This window comes from Occallatibacter savannae (genome assembly GCF_003131205.1).
Classification (GTDB): Bacteria; Acidobacteriota; Terriglobia; order Terriglobales; family Acidobacteriaceae; genus Telmatobacter; species Telmatobacter savannae.
The window spans coordinates 537,013-554,683 of sequence record NZ_QFFY01000004.1 but is presented as its reverse complement, the minus strand read 5'-3'; the positions used below and the strand labels follow the sequence as shown (position 1 = coordinate 554,683).

Sequence of the window (17,671 nt, the reverse complement as noted above, 5' to 3'; positions counted from 1 at the left end):
TGAATCAGGCCTCTTCTAATTGGAGAAGTGCGACGGGAAATCGCTGCAGCAGGATCTGCATGGGGGTGATACCTCCGTTCAGCAGATCGCCGGTGAACAGGTTCTTCCAGCGTCCGTTGGGAAGATGAACGGAGGTGCCCGACCAGTTGTTTGCGAGTTTCAGATTCCAGCGAGGAGCGATGGCAGCGATTCGACCGGCTCGAAGAAACGCGACTACGTTTTCTGCTTTGCGACCTGCAGCCATGAGCGGAGTATATTCGGCGGCGGGGCCGAACAAGTCTGGACGCTTAGTACGCAGATTTAGAGCCCGGTGAAGAACCCAGAGCTTGGGGAGACCGGAGTCCATGCGCTGGACGACTTGTTCGATGGCGATTCCAGACTCGATCTCGGCAAGCATCGCAGCCCTGGTCTCGTAATCAACGGGGCGGCGGTTGTCGGGATCAACGAGGTGGAGCGCCCACAGTTCGCTTCCCTGATACGTGTCCGGGACACCCGGCCCAACGCAGTTAAGGAGCGTTTGCGTAAGACTGTTCACCCGACCTGGGGTGATGATCGTGCGCACAATTTCCTCGAGAGCAGCGAGGAATTCAGCGTCTTCGTAGAGGCGATCAATGAACGCGTGAAGCGCGTCTTCGAACTCCTTGTTCTGCTGTGTCCAAGTGGTGTGCTGCTTGGCCTCGCGTACGGCCTTTTCCATGTAGGCGTGGAGGCGATCGGGCTCGATAGGCCACGCGCCAATCATGGTCTGGTAAAGGAAGTACTCGGTATTGCGATCGGGGAAACCATTGGTCTTAAGTTGCGCATTCTGGCGCATCCAGCGCCTGAGGAAACGGCGCCACTCTCCGGGCATTTCAGTCAGGACGGCGAGGCGCGCGCGCACATCATCAGAGCGCTTCGTGTCATGCGTGGAGAGCGTGGTCATCGTAGAGGGACGCGATGACTGCATGGTGCCGCAGTAATCGTGAAATTGAGCAAGCGACAGGCCATCGTGACCGGGCGCGCTGCCAACTTCGTTGAGCCCGACCATGCGGTTGTAGCAGTAGAAGGCTGTGTCTTCTACCCCTTTCGCCATGACAGGGGACGTGAACTGCTGGAAGCGATAGACGAATTCGGCTTCAAGCTGGCCGCGGGTGCGGAGAAGCAGCACCTCAGCCATGAAGTCGAAGAGGCCGTTATCGATGTCGTTGCGTTTCTGTTTGGCGCATTCGACTGCTTGAAGGACCTCGCGGCGATCTTCATCGGTGATCTCGTCACGATCCGGCACGACGTAGGAGCGATAGACGTGGAAGCAGGCTGCCGTTTCGCGTAGAGCACGGCGAATCTCGGCCCGGGTGTAGTCACGACGGTCGCGATTGTTTTCACAGATGCGGAGGAACAGGTCGGCGAGGCGATTGACATCACTGCCGAGAGCCTCCTGTTCTACGGTGAGCTTCTTGTCGTGAGCGATTGCGCTGAAGTCGGTGGGTTCCTGGGTGTAGTCGCGGTAGATTTCAGTGAGTTCGCGGAGGCCTTCAGGCTGCATAAACAGGCCGTTGCAGACATTCAGGAAGTCGTAGCCGCTGGTGCCTTCAATGGGCCAATCAGAACGAAGGAACTCGCCGGGCTCGAGGATTTTTTCACCGATGATCCAGGCGTCAGAAGCGCGCTCGCGAAGACGGGTGAAATATTGCAGCGGATCGCGCAAGCCGTCGGGATGGTCTACCCGCACACCATCGAGAACGCCATTGTTGAGCCACTCGAGGATGCGCCGGTGCGTTGCATTGAAGACGTGGGGCCGCTCAATGCGAACGCCGACAAGGGTGTTGATGTCGAAGAAGCGTCGATAGCCGAGTTCCTGATCGGCAGTGCGCCAGTAGGCGAGCCGGTAATGCTGCTGATTGAGAAGTTCGTCGAGCTCATCGCAATTCGCGTTGAGCTCGGCAATGACTTGATCAATGGCGGCGGAGGCTTTGGGATGTTCGTCACAGAACCGGTGCAGAAGACCGAAGATGACTTCCTTGTCGCGATGACGGATCTGCATGCCTTCAACGTCTGTGGCATCCGGAAGAGGAAGACGGGAGAGGCTGTCGGCGAAGAAGCCGAGAGTCGGACTGTTTACGGCTTTGCCGGCGCGCTCGAGGATGATGGGCAGCGAACGGGGAGCGAGTGGATAGATGTTCTCTGCATAGCGCACGCGAAGGGCTTCGCTGTCGCGTTCAATCTTGATCTGGCCGTCGGCGAGTGTCTTGCCGTACTGATCGCCGAGGACGGGGATGAGCACTTTATTCTGGAGACGAACCTCAGAGGAGTGCCAGTCGATATCGAACCAAGTGGCGAAGCGGCTGGATGGCCCATTCTCAAGCACATCCCACCAGTATTTATTCTGCGGCCCGATGGCCATGTGGTTGGGAACGATGTCGAGAACCTGTCCGAGGCCGAGTTCGGCAAGGCGAGCGCAGAAGCGCTGATGAGCTTGTTCCCCACCCAGTTCCGAATTGATGCATTGATGATCGACGACGTCATAGCCGTGCATGCTGCCGGGAGCTGCCTGCAAGTAAGGCGAGCAATAGACATGCGAGACGCCGAGAGATTTGAGATACGGGACAATCTTGATGGCGTCTTCGAATGTGAAGCCTGCATGGAGTTGAAGACGGTAAGTCGACTGTGGCACTCGGGGCATAGTTGCTGTTTTTCACCTGGGGGGAATGGGCGCGCGGGCGTGAGTCATTTGGATGCAAGGGTCCCCAGGGGAGATGTTTACCGGCAGCCGGCGTTTGTTGAAGGTTAGGTGAAAAGCGCCGCGGCAATTGCGAAAAGTAAGGAGATCGGCATGACGAGCATGCCGATGCGGAAGAACTGCCAGCCGCTGATGTGGAGACCTTCGCGCCGGATCGCGATAAGCCAGAGGATCGTGGCGAGCGAACCGGTGATGGAGAGGTTGGGGCCGAGGTCAATGGCAATGAGGACGATCTTCGCAAAGAGGGGCTGGAATGGGATGGTGCGGAGTGTGGAGCCGGTGATCAGGCCGAGGGGGAGATTGTTGAAGAGGTCCGTTCCGAATGCTACGGCCGCGCCCACACCGTAGGCGGCCTGGGATGGAGGGAGCTGCATCACCCGTTCGAGCGAAGCGCGGAGGAGCTGAGTGGCGCCGGCGGTGTTGACGGCTTCGACGATAACGAAGAGAGCAGCGACAAGTGGGAGCACGCTCCAACTGACTTCACGGACGAGCCGGAATGGATTGGTGCGGCTCTGGATCGTGGCGACGACCGCGACAACAACTGCTGCGAGGCAGGTGGGAAGCCCAAGATCGAGCTTGAGCGCGGAGGCAACGATGAGGACGGCGGCGGTGAGGATGATTCCGACGAGGCAGGTGCGGCCAACGGGAGAGAGCGGGGAGATCTCGGTTGCGGTGTCGCATGGGACTTCAAGTTCGCTGCGAGAGAGCCACTGAAGGAGGAAGTAGGTGATGACGATGGATGCGATGGATGGGAGTGTAAACATGGCGAGCCATCGGGCGAGCGGCGGCATGTTGGCATGGAAGACGACGAGATTGGCCGGATTGGAGATGGGCAAGACAAAGCTCGCGGCGTTGGCGATGAGGGCGCAGGCGAGGAGATAGGGCATGGGCCTCGCTTTGGCGCGCTTGACTGCGGTGAGTACGGCAGGCGTGAGCACGACAGCGGTGGCGTCGTTCGACATGAAGATGGTAACGACAGTCCCGACGAGATAAATGAGCGTGAACAGGAGTCCCGCTGAGCCGTTGGCGCGCGTGACAGCTATGCTGGCAAGCCAGTCGAACACTCCGTGATCGCGTCCCAGTTCCGAGAGCAGCATCATGCCGGTGAGAAACAGATAAACGTCGAGACCTTCTGCGACGGCTTTGCCTGCGAGATTGAGCGGGATGAGATGAAGAGCGCAGAGGAGAATGGCGCCCGCACCCACCCAGACGACTTCTGGGAGTTTGAGCGGTCGGATGAGCATCAGGGCGATGCTTAATGCGGAGATGGTCCAGATGAGGGTGTGGGAGAGCAGAGGGTGTTGCTCCTGTATTACGAGCGGGAAACTTGAGTCCGGCGTTGAGCAGGATGAGAGCGCGCCTGATCGCAGTTTAATTGTTAGATGCTCGTTGCGCTGCTAATCGAAGAGAAGTGGATTAGGGGATTGCGCAGGATCGCGGAAGTTGGAGAGGCCGACGCCGACGAGGCGGTACCTCTGATTGGGATCACGACCGACTTTTGCAAGGAGGGCGAGTGCAGTGTCGATGAGTTCTTCGCAGGATGAAGGGGTGACTGGAGGTGTGAGGCTGCGCGTGAGGATGCTGAATTGGGCGGTTTTGAGTTTGAGGACGACAGTTCGCGGGATGCGGGTTTCTTTACGGGAGGCGTTCCAGACTTTCTCGGCGAGGCGGCGGATGATCGGTTCGGTTTCGCGGAGGAGGACGTCGGTTTCGAAGGTGTCTTCAGCGGAGATGGATTGCGTGGGGCGGTTTGGCTCGACGGGGTTGTTGTCAATACCGCTGGCTAGTTCGTTGAGGCGTGTGCCATAGCGGCCGAAGTGCCGGTTGAGCTCCGCGAGGTCGAGGGCGCGTATGTCTCCAACCGTGCGGATGTTGATCTGAGCCAGGCGGCGGGCAGTGACCTTGCCGACGCCGGGTATGCGCTCAACGGCAAGAGGCGTAAGGAGGTCTAATACGTCGGCGGGCTTGATTACAAAGAGGCCGTCGGGCTTGCGCCAGTCTGAGGCGATTTTGGCGAGAAACTTGTTGGGAGCAACACCGGCGGAGGCGGTGAGGTTCTGTTCATCCCGGATCTGGCGGCGGATAGTCTGAGCGACTTCGGTAGCACTGCCGAGGTTCGATTTGTTCTCAGTGACATCGAGGTAGGCTTCGTCGAGAGAAAGGGGCTCGACGAGATCGGTGTGCCGGAGGAAGATTTCGCGAACGGCCCGGGAGACGGTGCGGTAGCGCGTGAAGTCGGGCGGGACGAAGACGGCATCGGGGCAGAGGCGTTCGGCCTGAACGGCGGGCATTGCGGAGCGAACCCCGAATTTACGGGCTTCGTAGGAAGCGGCGCAGACAACCGAGCGCTTGCCGCGCCACGCGACAACGACTGGCTTGCCACGCAAGTGAGGATCATCGCGCTGCTCAACCGACGCGTAGAAGGCGTCCATGTCGACGTGGATGATTTTGCGGTTTGCCATCTACCCGATATCATTTTCGCGCAGTGCCCTTTCGGCGGCGACAGTTCCGTTTTGGGGACCACGAACTGCGGTTCCTCGGGGCTGCGCTCGGGATAACAGCCGGGTGAGAAGAGTGAGCGGGCCAGGAAGTTCCACTAGAAGAGATTTGGGGGTAACGTGAGGCTGATTGTTGGGACGTGCGTCGTGCTCATGCTTGCAAGTTCGAGCTTCAATTCGAGAGGGCAAAGTTCCACATCAGGGCCGGTGACGTTTACGAGCGAACAGGATCATCAGAGCATGATGGACCAGCTGGGTATTAAGGCCTTGCGGCCCGGGCCGAGCGGGAATGAGAATGCACCAAATAAGGCGAACTATGACGAGTCGAAGGCGAATCCGTTTCCGAATGTACCTGATCCGCTGACGATGAACAACGGGCAGAAGGTGACCTCAGCGGAGGTGTGGCGGGACAAGCGCCGGCCTGAGTTGCTGGAGATGTTTTCGAAGTATGTGTACGGCCGTGTGCCGATAAATGTTCCTGCGGTGCATTGGAAGGTAAACACGGTAGATCACGAATTCCTCGGGTTTACGCCGGTGACGGCTAAGGACATCGAGGGAGTGGTGGAGAACTCGACGTATCCAGCGATCAACGTGCACATTCACATGATCGAGGTGCTGCCTGCGCGCGCGAGGGGACCGGTTCCGCTGCTGATCATGTTTGGGCCGGCCAAGTTTCCAAATCCGAATGAACCGCGCGGTGAAGAGCTGGCGAGAGTGAATGCGGCGTACAAACAGCTTTTGGAAAAGCAGGATCCATCGCTCAAGGAGGTGTTCGACCGGCACCCCGCGTGGGAACCGTTGAAGGAAGCGCCATTTTTCCAAAGACCCGAGTTGAATGACGATGGAGGACTGCCGAATACGTGGCAGCTTGCGGCGGCGGGATGGGGATTCGTGCTGCTGGATCCGACGAGTTTACAGGCAGATGACGGTGCGGGAATCACGCGCGGGATCATTGGGCTGGTAAACAAAGGTCAGCCGCGGAAGCCGGAGGACTGGGGCGCGTTGCGGGCGTGGGCGTGGGGAGCAGGGAGAGCACTGGATTATTTAGAGACCGATCCGGCGGTGGATGCGAAGCATGTGGGGATCGAAGGCGTTTCGCGCTACGGCAAGGCGGCGCTGGTGACGATGGCGTACGATGAGCGGTTTGCGATGGTGCTGGTCGGCTCGTCGGGGAAGGGCGGAGCGACGCTGCTGCGAAGGAATTTCGGCGAGGCGGTGGAGAGCCTGACAGGCGGCGAGTACTACTGGATGGCTGGGAACTTCATGAAGTATGGCGCTTCGGAGGCGACGTTCGGGAGTATGACGCCGGGAGACATTCCGGTCGACTCGAATGAACTGATTGCGCTGTGCGCGCCGCGGCTGACGTTTATCAGCTACGGAATTCCGGCGAAGGGCGATGCGAAGTGGCTGGACCATGAAGGAAGCTGGATGGCGACCGTAGATGCGAATCGCGTTTGGAAGCTTTTGGGTGCGAAGGGCCTAGAAGTGGAAGGCGACTACAAAACGGCGAAGATGCCGCCGATGGATACGGGGCTGCTGGATGGGGAGCTTGCGTGGCGGCAGCACGATGGCGGACACACGGATGCTCCGAATATGAAGTACTTCATCGAGTGGGCAGATAGGTTTATCGGGCACGCGCCGCCGCAGTAAGCACGGGCCAAGCTGAGAAGACAGGCGCCGAAAGCCGGCGCATTTTGCGTCCTTGTAATGACAAGCGGTTGCATTGACTGCCGTGAGGCATGCTTCAATGCTGATGTCTGTTACAACCGAGGATTTTATGGGCGCGAAAAGAATCGGCACGCATGCATTGTTGTGGATGATGGGGCTTGGTTTAGTTGCGGCGGCGCGGACGGCAGCTGCACAGGACACACAGTATGGACCGAAGGATCAGCAGATTCCACCGCCTTCGTGTTTGACTCTTCGCGGCGCGTGGGAAGGCGGGTACTCGCCCTGTACAGCGCAGACGCATGCGCAGTGGCTCGCGGACGTGACGCATTGGCGGATGGAGAGACGGATCCGGATAGGGTACGACCCAGCGCGGTACGAGTTACCCGCATTCAAATGGGCGCAGTCTGCCTTTATGCAGCCTCAGATGATGGTGCACGACCGATACTTCTACGACCCGGCGAACGGGTACACGGTGGATCGCTATCTGGATGACTTGACGAAACGGTATGGCGGAATCGATGCCGTGTTGATCTGGGCGACCTATCCGAATATGGGGATCGACGACCGTAATCAGCTGGACATGGTGCGATCGATGCCGGGCGGTGTTGAGGGCGTTCGCAAGATGGTGGACGATTTTCATCGGCGCGGGGTTCGTGTGCTCTTCCCGATGATGATGTGGGATCAGGGAACGCATGATCCAGGGATGCCGTGGCCTGAGGCTGTCGCGCAACTGATGAAAGAGGTGGATGCGGATGGCGTGAACGGCGATACGCAGGATGGGGTGCCCCTGGCATTTTCACTGGCGGCGGAGAAGCTGGAACATCCGCTCGTTTTCGAGCCGGAGGGTGGGCCGCATGACGAGGGGCTGTCGTGGAATGTGCTGACATGGGGACAATACACGTTTCAGTTCGTTCCGACGGTCGACCGCTATCGATGGCTGGAGCCGCGGCACCAGGTCAACATCCAGGGGCGCTGGCTTCGCGACAAGACAGATGATTTGCAGTTTGCGTTCTTCAATGGCGAGGGGTGGGAGAGTTGGGAGAACGTGTGGGGCATCTGGAATGGCGTGACTCCGCGCGATGCCGAGGCGACAAGAAGGGTGGCGACGATCGAGCGCGCCGTGGCTCCATTCTTTGCGAGCCAGGATTGGGAACCTTTTTATCCGATGCACCACTACGGAGTGTATGCGAGCAGGTGGCCGGTGGGCGAGCAGACGGTGTGGACGATTGTGAATCGGAATGAATACAACGTGAGCGGACCGCAGATGACCGTTGCGCACAAGGATGGAATGCGGTACTTCGATCTCTATCATGGCGTGGAGTTGAAGCCAGTGATGAAGGGAGGAGATGCGGTGCTGGAATTTGCGACGGAACCGCATGGGTACGGAGCGATTCTGGCCACCGCTGGTGAGCCGAATGCACAGATCAAGGACCTGATGGCGAAGATGGCTGAGATGACGGCAAAGCCGCTCGTCACTTACTCGCACGAGTGGACTCCCCTTCCTCAGAAGCTGCTGGAGATTGCAGCGACTGCCCCTGCGCGGACGACTCCGGAAGGGATGGTGAAGGTCGAGGGCGGCGATTTCGACTTCAAGGTCGAAGGGATCGAAATCGAAGGCTCTGACGATGTAGGCGTCGATTTGCAGTATCCGTGGGAGGACAGTGCAAGACGATTCCACGAGCACCCGATGCAGGTGAAGTCGTTTTACATCGACAAGTATCCGGTAACGAATGCTGAGTTCAAGAGGTTTCTGGATGAAACGCGTTATCGGCCGAAGGACGCGTTGAACTTTTTGAAGGACTGGAAGGACGGAAGGTATCCAGAGGGTGCGGCGAAGAAGCCTGTGACCTGGGTGTCACTCGAAGATGCGCGAGCCTATGCGAAGTGGGCCGGAAAGCGGCTGCCACACGAATGGGAGTGGCAATATGCAGCGCAAGGGAAAGACCAGCGGATCTATCCGTGGGGGAACTGTGACTGGCAGCGGACCGGACTGCGGCCTGTCGCGACCACACAAGCCGCAGCAACCTTGCCCAGTAGAGCGGCTTTGCCGGAGCCTGACAGTGCAAAGAGCGCTGCGCCAAAACCCGCGCCGCAGGCCACTGCCTGCCAATGGGGGCCGAACGAAGGAGATTATCCTGCGCCGCTCATGGACTCAGGGCGCATGATGCCGGCAGCGAGCGATGTGGATGCACATCCTCTCGGGGCGAGCCCGTCCGGTGTGATGGATATGGTGGGCAATGTCTGGCAGTGGACGGATGAGTTTGCGGACGAGCACACGCGAGCGGCGATTCTCAGAGGAGGAAGCCACTATCGACCGCTTGGATCGATCTGGTATTTCCCCCAGGCGTATAAGAACACGCAGCACGGGAAGTTGCTGCTGATGGGGCCGAGCTACGACCGATCGGGAGCCGTGGGATTCCGATGCGTACGCGATGCCGAGTGAGGGAGACCGAGGAATTGCGGCGCAGTTCCGGAGGAGCTGCGCCGGGCACTAGCGGTGATTCAGGTGAGCTCCCATTTTTGCTCTATAGCTACGGCTCATTGCGAGTTTCTGACCATTGACGAGGTAGATGGCGAAATCACCTCGCGACTCGCTTCGAACCTCCTTCACGTAGCGAAGATTGACGATGGCGGAGCGATGAATGCGACGGAAGGACCTGGGGTCGAGGCTCCGTTCGATGGAAGTCATGGTCTCTCGCAGGAGATGCGATTCAGTCGCAGTGCTGATGCGAACATAATTTTCTTCTGCACCAATCCAGCGAATCTCGGAGACGGGCAGAGATAGAACTCGCCCGCGAGATTTCACGACCAGCCTGCCGGTATATTGCCGGGAACCTGGATCTTCAGGATGCGCGGGAGCGGAATCGTGGCACTCTGCCGGAAGTTCAACGGCGGCCTGGGCGGCCAGGGGCTGGTTGAAGTCCTGGCGAACAAGTTGATGCAGTTCATGACTCGAGATCATTCGATCTTGCGCGATCACGGTTTGCGTAGCCATCATCGTCCTCTCAACGTCGTTTTTGTTCAAACTCCCGAAGGGGGGAAGAGCGAGTTGCACGATCAGAGTGGCAAGCGGTGTGCCACTCCGTGTGGCTACTCGTGCTCATTTCAGGCGCTTTAGGCAGAACGCGAAATCGCTGACCGGTGGGGCTCTGTTCAATTTCGCATCGGCTTGTCCGATTCCGGACACCGCCGGCAAGTCGGGGCGGGTGCAGTTTCCGGCCTGCTGTGCGGATTCGGACGGTGAAGTGCCCGGAAGGTAGTGGTGGACATAACTGAGGCGAAAGCAGATACCATGGTCGACAAGCCAAAGACATCTCGAATTGCGGACGGCTGGAGCCACGCCTTTGACCGACAGTGTAAAGACTCACCCGGGCCCGAATTCGAAAGGCAGCAAACGGCAGCGGCCCGTTCACAGCAAGCCCACGATGAGCGATGTCGCGCGACTCGCGGGTGTCGGAACTATGACGGTTTCACGCTTTCTGAGCGGGTCGGCTGGAGTGACCGAGGAAACCGCGCGGCGAGTGCAGACAGCGGTGGAGCAACTGGGTTACAGACCGAACGAACTGGCGCGCGCATTCAGGGGACAACGAACGAACTCGATCGGCCTTATCCTTCCCTACCTCTACGACTCCTTTTTCGCGAACTGCGCGCACGCGGTGACAACGGTTGCCAAAGAGCACGGATACTCGGTGATCATCACGACCTCGAATGAGGATCCCGATCTTGAGTTTGCTGAGGCCGAGAGGATGCTCCAAAGGCACGTGGACGGGTTAGTGCTGATTCCCTCGCGCTCTCGACAGAGCAGGCTGACACGCTCCTTCTTTGGCAAGACGCCCGTGGTTGCGTTTGACCGGCCAGTGCAAGATCAGCAGTTCGATACAGTACTTGTGCAAAACACGGCTGGAGCGCATCGCATTACGCAACACCTGATCGAACACGGCCATAAGCGGATCGCCTTTCTGGGATTGAGCCGCGACTTGTTCACGATTAATGCGCGGTTCCTTGGATATCGTCGGGCAATCCAAGATGCGGGACTGCAGGAAGACTCGTTTTTCGGGTGCGTATCGCGCGAAGACACCTCAATCTGGCTCTCGCAGAGGCTGAAAGCAAGCGACGCACCAACGGCTGTGTTTACGTCGAACACTCTTGCAACGCGCTATGCATTGAGTTCCATGGTCTTGATGGGCATCAGGATTCCGGGCGACCTTGCAATGGCAGGGTTTGACGATTTTGAGCTTGCGGAGCTGACATCCCCTTCGCTCACAGTGGTTCGGCAACCAGCGCAGGAGATGGGGCGCGTCGCGACGAACCTGCTGCTGGATCGCATCTCGCGAGGTGAGCTGCCGGTTACGGGAAACCGAATCGTCCTGCCCGTGGAGATCGTGCTGCGAAGATCCTGCGGATGCAAGCTCAAGACTCCCGCGGTAATTCACTAGAATTCAGGCGGGCCATCGATGGCTCGCGTCCGATTGCCCTGCCCGGGCGATCTCGAGGGCAATGGGAGCGATACCATTCGATTAGAATGGACCCCCGAAGCAGGCTTTAATTCGACCTCGTCGCGAACGAAGCCGATACAGGAAGGACGCCAAAAAAGGCATGAGCACATCGCGCAGGAATTTTCTGAAGACAACCATGATTGCGGGAGCTGCAGTAGCGGTGGATGGAGTTTCGACGTTCGCGCAAGCGCGTCACCCGAATTCAACTGCTGGACAGCCAACAGAGACAGCGAGCGCAGAATCGGCGTCTACGTATACTGCGGGGATCGGCATTTATCCCGGAGAGCCAAGCGAAAATTTTGATCCGGTTCTCGCGCCGGACACGAGCGGGAAGTATAGGAACCTAGCCCTGCTTCGACCGGCATTTCACTCGAGCAGCTATGACTACAACCTGACGGCTCAGCTTGTAACCGACGGAATGAAGGCGACTACGCTGCCCCGTTGGGTGGTTGTGTCAGAAGGCACACGCGGGCCTCTACCGAAGACGGAACGCGAGACCGTGCTCGATCATTGCCCGATGAATACGCTCGAGGTAATGGGGGGAACGGCGCAGATCGACATTCAGATTGCGGGCGGAGAGGCTGCGCCGGAGGTGGACAGGATTCAGCTTTTCGTTGTCTCTCCGATGACTGCTTCGGCGAGTTCCCTGAAGTTTACGATTTCGACCTCGGACGACGGGCGGACATGGCAGGAGGTTGGCAATGCCGCTTCGACCCAACCGACATCGACCGCAGGATATCCTCCGGACTTCTGCGCGCCGAATCACTTTTTTACACCGACGATTCAGTTGAACTCTCCATCGAAAAGCCGGATGTATCGCGTGGTGTGTTCGACGGGAGCGCACGGAAGTACGGCGGCATTTGGTGCGAGCTGGCGTATTGGGCAGGTTGTCTTTTCAAAGGGAGATGAGCGGGTTGAGATCGGCGGCCCCTACAGCTTTACGAGCGCGTGGATGAGCGCGGGTTTGGGCGAGGAGTGGGTGTATGTCGATCTTGGAGCCAGATGTGAGTTCGACCATGTGAAGCTCTACTGGATCGCGCGAGCTTCGCAAGGAATGCTGCAGGTGTCTGATGATGCGGAAACCTGGCATGACGTTCAGGCGCTGGGAGGAAGTACGGAGCTCACAGATGATTTGAAGCTGGCGCAACCGGCATCTGGAAGATATGTCCGAGTTCTCATGAAGCAGCCCGCGACCGAGTACGGGTACATCCTGAGCGAGATCGAGGTTTTTGGACGCGGAGGTTTCGTTGCAAAGCCCAAGCCAGCCGCGAAAAGCCCGACGGATCGCAAGCTCGTGCTTGCGGGAGGATCGTGGAAGCTGCAGCGAGCGAACTTTGTCGCCGAAGACGGTGCGACGGTGTCGAAGACCGGCTTCAAAGACGAGGAGTGGCTCGCGGCTACGGTGCCCGGCACGGTGCTGACTTCTTATCTGAATGTTGGGGCGATTCCGGATCCAAACTTCGGGCAGAATCAGCTGCACATTTCCGATTCCTATTTCCATTCAGACTTTTGGTATCGAACCGAGTTCACTGCGCCGGCTAAAACGGCACAGCAGACTGCCTGGCTAAATCTCGATGGAATCGACTGGGAGGCCGATGTCTTCCTCAACGGCGAAAAACTAGGAAGGATTGAGGGCGGCTTCATTCGCGGACGATTCGATGTGACGCAGAAGCTGCTTTCGGGAAAAGTGAATGCTCTGGCAGTCCGCATTGAGAAGAACGCGAACCCGGGTAGCGTACACCAGAAGACTTATGAGGTTTGCAGCAAGAACGGCGGCGGGCTCGGGGCGGATAATCCGACATTTCACTCGACCGTGGGATGGGATTGGATCTCCACGATGCGTGGCCGCGACATTGGCATCTGGGGAAATGTTTCGCTTGAGATCGCAGATGAGGTAACGATTGAGAATCCGTTCGTTTCAACGAAGCTGCCGCTTCCCGATGTGTCTTCTGCAGAGCTGACGGTGCAGGCGGATGTGATCAATCATCAGGCTCACGCCTGGAGCGGTGTTGTTCATGGCCAGATTGGCGAGATCAGCTTCGAGCAGAAGGTGAAGCTAGCCGGGAACGAACGCAGGACGATCACGCTTGACCCGTCGAACACGCCGGCTCTGAAGGTGCAGAATCCCAAGCTTTGGTGGCCGACAGGATATGGCGATCCGTACCTGTATGACGTGCAGATTTCGGTGCGAGCGGGCTCGAAGGTGCTCGACTCGAAGTCGTTCAAGACTGGAATTCGGCAGATGACCTACAGCGAGGACGGCGGCGATCTGCGGATTTGGGTGAATGGACGGAGGTTCGTTGCTCGCGGCGGGAACTGGGGATTTGCGGAATCGATGCTGCGGTATCGCGCGCGCGAGTACGATGCTGCAGTCCGCTATCACCGTGAGATGAACTTCACGATGATCCGCAACTGGGTGGGGCAGATTCCTGACGAGGCGTTCTACGAAGCTTGCGACCGGCACGGGGTGGTGGTGTGGCAGGACTTCTGGCTCGCGAATCCATGGGATGGGCCGGAGCCGAACGACAACAACATGTTCCTGAAGAACGCAAAGGATCTCGTGCTTCGGATCCGGAATCATCCTTCCGTTGGGCTGTATTGCGGGAGGAATGAGGGCTTCCCGCCACCTGCGCTCGAATCGGGGCTGCGGCAGATTTTGAGCGATCTGCATCCGATGCTGCACTACATTCCGAGTTCTGCGGACAAGGTTGTCAGCGGGCATGGGCCGTATTGGGCCAATCCTGCGCCGTTCTACTTCCAGGTGGCGGACAAGCAGTTGCACAGCGAGATTGGCGCGCCAAATATCCCGCCGATTGAGAGCGTCAAGCTGATGATGCCGGAGAAGGCGTTGTGGCCGCAGGCGCTCGACTGGGGAATACACGACTTTTGCCTTGTAGGCGCGATGGGCGGAGCAGCCTTCCGATCGATCGTGGACAACAGCTACGGAGGCGCGAACAGCGCGGAGGAGTGGATCAAGCTTGCGCAATTCGTGAACTACGACACGTACCGCGCGATGTTTGAGGCTCAGAGCAAGTATCGAATGGGCGTGCTGCTTTGGATGAGCCACTCGTGCTGGCCGTCGTTCGTCTGGCAGACATACGACTACTATTTCGAACCGACCGCCGCTTACTACGGATGCAAAAAGGGATCGGAGCCGCTGCACATCCAGTGGAACAGCCTTGAAGACACGATAGAAGTGGTGAACTACAGCGCTGGAAAGGCCGCCGGTCTGCAGGCGTCTGTCGAGATATTGAACATGGATGGGAAGCGAGTCGACCAGAAGACGGCAACGCTGGACAGCGCGGAGGACGCGACGGTTTCGTGCATACGCATGAGCTATCCCAGTGGGCTGACGCCGGTTCATTTCCTGAGATTGTCACTCATGCGCGGATCTGAGACAGTTTCGAGCAATTTTTACTGGAGAGGTTTGAAGCAGAACGACTTCAAAGCGATTCGCGAATTGCCTGCCCCAAAGCTGGAGATCAACACAAGCGGAGGGAAGAACGGGGATGAATGGCAGCTCAGAGCGGAAATTCAGAACACGGGACAATCGCCAGCTTTAATGGTGCGGGTTAAGGCGGTGCGAGAGAAATCGGGAGATCGGGTTCTGCCTGCCATCTACTCAGATAACTACATCGCACTGATGCCGGGTGAGTCGCGCACTATAACCGTGCAGATGAGAGACGCAGACACGCGAGGCGAGGCTCCGAAGCTCGTCCTCGCGTAAGTGAAGCACCATCTGCGAGAGGACGGCTTCTCGTTCGAAAGAAACTGCATCCCAACCTGAAGAGAGGAGTCTTCAGGTGCAGAAACGGGAGATTGTGGTGATCACGGGTGCGTCCGCGGGAGTGGGACGCGCCGCGGTCCGGGAGTTTGCAAAGCGCGGAGCCGACATCGGGCTGATTGCTCGCGGAACGGACGGGCTAGAGGCAGCGGCGCGCGAGGTAGAGGAGCAGGGTGGGAGAGCACTGATTCTACCGGTCGATGTTGCGGACGCGGGCCAGGTGCAGCGCGCAGCAGACGAGGTGGAGCAAAAGCTGGGGCCCATCGACATCTGGGTAAACGACGCGATGGCTTCGGTGTTTTCTCCCATCAAGGAGATGACGGCGGAGGAGTTCAAGCGGGTCACAGAAGTGACGTACCTTGGATATGTGTACGGCACGCTCGCTGCGCTGAAGTACATGCTGCCACGTGATCGCGGGACCATTGTGCACGTTGGATCGGCATTGGCCTATCGAAGCATTCCCCTGCAGGCTGCGTATTGCGCTTCAAAGCATGCGATACTCGGGTTCTTTGCGTCGTTGCGCACGGAGCTGATCCACGATGGAAGCAACGTGAAGACCACGATGGTGCAAATGCCGGCTCTGAATACGCCGCAATTCGGATGGGTGAAGAGCCGCCTGCCGCGAAAGGCACAGCCGGTGCCGCCGATCTATCAGCCGGAAGTGGCTGCACGGTTGATTTACCACGCGGCGCACCATGCTGAGCGGCGCGAGTGGTACGCGTCGTGGTCCGTGGTGAAGGCAATATTCGGGAACAAGCTTGTGCCGTCTTATGCCGATCATTACCTTGCGAAGAACGGATACGATTCGCAGCAGTACGACGGGGGGGAGGATCCGGATCGTCCGAATAACCTGTATCATCCGCTGCCGGGTGATCACGGAGCTCACGGATCATTTGATTGTCGTGCGAAGAACTGGAGCGCAGAGGCGTTTGCAGAGAGGCATGCGGGTGCACTGGGGGCGGTATTGCTCGGTGTAGGGATTGTGGGAGCGGCGTTTGCGCTCAAGCGATGCGCGGCTTGTCGATGACTTGGCCCGCACGCAACTAGAGCGCGCTACTGTTCTGTTCCCTTCGAATGGTGAAAGCCCGATCGGAGGGACCGACTTGCATCCCATACCTGTTTCTAGAGTCGCAGGCCGGTCTGTATTGAGTTTTCGGTTGCCACACCCCACGCCATTGCCGGGGTGTTGTGGGCAATGCCGAATCGTCCATCCGGACCGAGCAGAATGATGCCTCCACGTCCGCCAAGTCTGCTGTAGAGATATGACATGGCTTCGCGGGTGGCGAGTTCAGGGGCAGTTCCGGCGGCGACGCGATCAACGGCCCACTTGCCGAGCACGAGTTTCATGATCGGTTCACCCCAGCCTGTGAGCGAGACGGCAGCCGAAAGGTTGTCAGCGTAGCACCCGCAGCCGATCAGCGAGGAATCGCCAACGCGGCCGGGAGTCTTATTCAGCGTGCCGCCTGTAGAAGTGCCAGCTGCCAGATTGCCGTCGATGTCGAGAGCAATAGCTCCAACGGTGTCATGACTCTGGAAGTCTTCCGCTTCTGAGGCTCGCGCGACGGCGGTTTCAGGGCTCTTGTCATCTTCCAGTCCGCTGAAGGTATCGTCGGCGAGTCCAGCGGCTTCCCGCTGCTTGGCCTGTGTGAGACGTTCGCGCTCGCGGTCGAGAACGAGCTCAGAGTTTTCAATCAGAGTCATGCCATGCGCGTGAGCGAACTGCTCAGCTCCTGTACCGACGAAGTAAACGTGAGGACTTTTTTCTAACACGAGGCGCGCGGCCTGGATAGGATTTCGAAGGCGCTCGACGCAAGCGACGCCACCCGCCTTCATCCGGCCACCGTCCATGAGAAGAGCATCGAGCTGCACGCGGCCGTCGGAAGTCAGGAAGCTTCCGCGACCTGCGTCGAACGTGGGATCGTCCTCCATGATGGTGACGGCCGCTTCGACGGCGTCGACAGACGTGCCGCCACGAGACAAGACGGCGTAGCCAGCGTCTAGAGCCTTGCGAACGCCGGACTCGTGGTCTGCGGCAGCTTCATCGGGAATGGCCCATGCTCCACCATGAACGACCAGGACAGGTTTGTGTGTGGCAGTTCTCACTGGCTAATGGTAGTCGATCAATCCCGCAGGGGTGGGTGAACCACGATTTTGAAAGTCAAGATCTCCCACCGGCACACACTGGGGTAAGCACTTGATTTCACTGTATTAGAAGCGCTCAAGTCCATTTGCAGTCAATTTAGTGGGTTTTCGCTAAGCTGAAAGCAGTCGCAAGATGAGGCGATTTCGATACTCGGCCAGTACGCGAGAGACAGCGTGCGCGGCGGACGGCCTCAGATGGAATACCTATCACATTCCCGACGCGGGAAGTGAATGCGAGATGTACGAGACGCGCATATGCGCAGCGTTAATCGCACTCGTATGACTCGAGCGGCAAATTGAACGATGAGCTGCACAGACGAAGCAACCGGTTCGAAACCGGACCGGAATCAATCCTGCTGCAGTTGAA

10 protein-coding genes are annotated in these 17,671 nt (G+C 58.5%); 5 read left to right on the top strand and 5 right to left on the bottom strand.

Translation table 11 applies throughout. The features are described from left to right. Nucleotides 1-4 precede the first annotated feature (4 nt). The 3 genes from treY to dinB form a co-directional block, all read right to left on the bottom strand. Nucleotides 5-2,659 (bottom strand): malto-oligosyltrehalose synthase, encoded by a 2,655-nt coding sequence (gene treY / locus DHV10_RS17375; protein ID WP_109487633.1) that lies wholly within the window; start codon nt 2,657-2,659, stop codon nt 5-7. 104 nt (nt 2,660-2,763) lie between these two features. Then, the gene (locus DHV10_RS17370) at nt 2,764-3,960 is read right to left on the bottom strand and encodes an arsenic transporter (RefSeq protein WP_109487632.1); all 1,197 of its coding nucleotides are present in this window, start codon (nt 3,958-3,960) and stop codon (nt 2,764-2,766) included. A gap of 153 nt (nt 3,961-4,113) precedes the next feature. Then, complete coding sequence (dinB, locus tag DHV10_RS17365) at nt 4,114-5,178, bottom strand: DNA polymerase IV (RefSeq protein ID WP_109487631.1); 1,065 nt, start codon at nt 5,176-5,178, stop codon at nt 4,114-4,116. 276 nt (nt 5,179-5,454) lie between these two features. On the opposite strand from dinB, the gene DHV10_RS17360 reads away from it, so the two are divergent. Next, nucleotides 5,455-6,864: a glucuronyl esterase domain-containing protein gene (locus DHV10_RS17360; RefSeq protein ID WP_109487762.1), complete on the top strand. Its 1,410-nt coding sequence runs from the start codon at nt 5,455-5,457 to the stop codon at nt 6,862-6,864. Nucleotides 6,865-6,991: 127 nt separating this feature from the next. Further along, nucleotides 6,992-9,325 carry a formylglycine-generating enzyme family protein gene (locus tag DHV10_RS17355; RefSeq protein WP_162601630.1) on the top strand — a complete coding sequence of 778 codons (2,334 nt, stop codon included), beginning with the start codon at nt 6,992-6,994 and terminating at the stop codon, nt 9,323-9,325. Between the two features lie 48 nt (nt 9,326-9,373). Here DHV10_RS17355 and DHV10_RS17350 read toward each other — a convergent pair whose 3' ends face one another. Continuing rightward, on the bottom strand, nt 9,374-9,880 hold the full coding sequence (locus DHV10_RS17350; RefSeq protein WP_109487629.1) for a LytR/AlgR family response regulator transcription factor: 507 nt from the start codon (nt 9,878-9,880) through the stop codon (nt 9,374-9,376). A gap of 427 nt (nt 9,881-10,307) precedes the next feature. On the opposite strand from DHV10_RS17350, the gene DHV10_RS17345 reads away from it, so the two are divergent. The 3 genes from DHV10_RS17345 (at nt 10,308) to DHV10_RS17335 (ending at nt 16,189) form a co-directional block, all read left to right on the top strand. Next, nucleotides 10,308-11,318 (top strand): LacI family DNA-binding transcriptional regulator, encoded by a 1,011-nt coding sequence (locus DHV10_RS17345; protein ID WP_162601629.1) that lies wholly within the window; start codon nt 10,308-10,310, stop codon nt 11,316-11,318. Between the two features lie 160 nt (nt 11,319-11,478). Next, on the top strand, nt 11,479-15,105 hold the full coding sequence (locus tag DHV10_RS17340) for a glycosyl hydrolase 2 galactose-binding domain-containing protein (protein WP_109487627.1): 3,627 nt from the start codon (nt 11,479-11,481) through the stop codon (nt 15,103-15,105). Nucleotides 15,106-15,181: 76 nt separating this feature from the next. Next, complete coding sequence (locus DHV10_RS17335) at nt 15,182-16,189, top strand: SDR family oxidoreductase (RefSeq protein ID WP_109487626.1); 1,008 nt, start codon at nt 15,182-15,184, stop codon at nt 16,187-16,189. Nucleotides 16,190-16,284: 95 nt separating this feature from the next. Here DHV10_RS17335 and DHV10_RS17330 read toward each other — a convergent pair whose 3' ends face one another. Continuing rightward, nucleotides 16,285-17,265, bottom strand: a complete 981-nt coding sequence (locus tag DHV10_RS17330) for an isoaspartyl peptidase/L-asparaginase (protein ID WP_109487625.1) — start codon at nt 17,263-17,265, stop codon at nt 16,285-16,287. Nucleotides 17,266-17,671 lie beyond the last annotated feature (406 nt).

What these genes read in the sequence shown, in the direction of transcription:
- treY (WP_109487633.1), bottom strand. Translation starts at nt 2,659, where the DNA reads ATGCCCCGAGTGCCACAGTCGACTTACCGTCTTCAACTCCATGCAGGC.
- DHV10_RS17370 (WP_109487632.1), bottom strand. Translation starts at nt 3,960, where the DNA reads ATGCTCATCCGACCGCTCAAACTCCCAGAAGTCGTCTGGGTGGGTGCG.
- dinB (WP_109487631.1), bottom strand. Translation starts at nt 5,178, where the DNA reads ATGGCAAACCGCAAAATCATCCACGTCGACATGGACGCCTTCTACGCG.
- DHV10_RS17360 (WP_109487762.1), top strand. Translation starts at nt 5,455, where the DNA reads ATGATGGACCAGCTGGGTATTAAGGCCTTGCGGCCCGGGCCGAGCGGG.
- DHV10_RS17355 (WP_162601630.1), top strand. Translation starts at nt 6,992, where the DNA reads ATGGGCGCGAAAAGAATCGGCACGCATGCATTGTTGTGGATGATGGGG.
- DHV10_RS17350 (WP_109487629.1), bottom strand. Translation starts at nt 9,880, where the DNA reads ATGATGGCTACGCAAACCGTGATCGCGCAAGATCGAATGATCTCGAGT.
- DHV10_RS17345 (WP_162601629.1), top strand. Translation starts at nt 10,308, where the DNA reads ATGAGCGATGTCGCGCGACTCGCGGGTGTCGGAACTATGACGGTTTCA.
- DHV10_RS17340 (WP_109487627.1), top strand. Translation starts at nt 11,479, where the DNA reads ATGAGCACATCGCGCAGGAATTTTCTGAAGACAACCATGATTGCGGGA.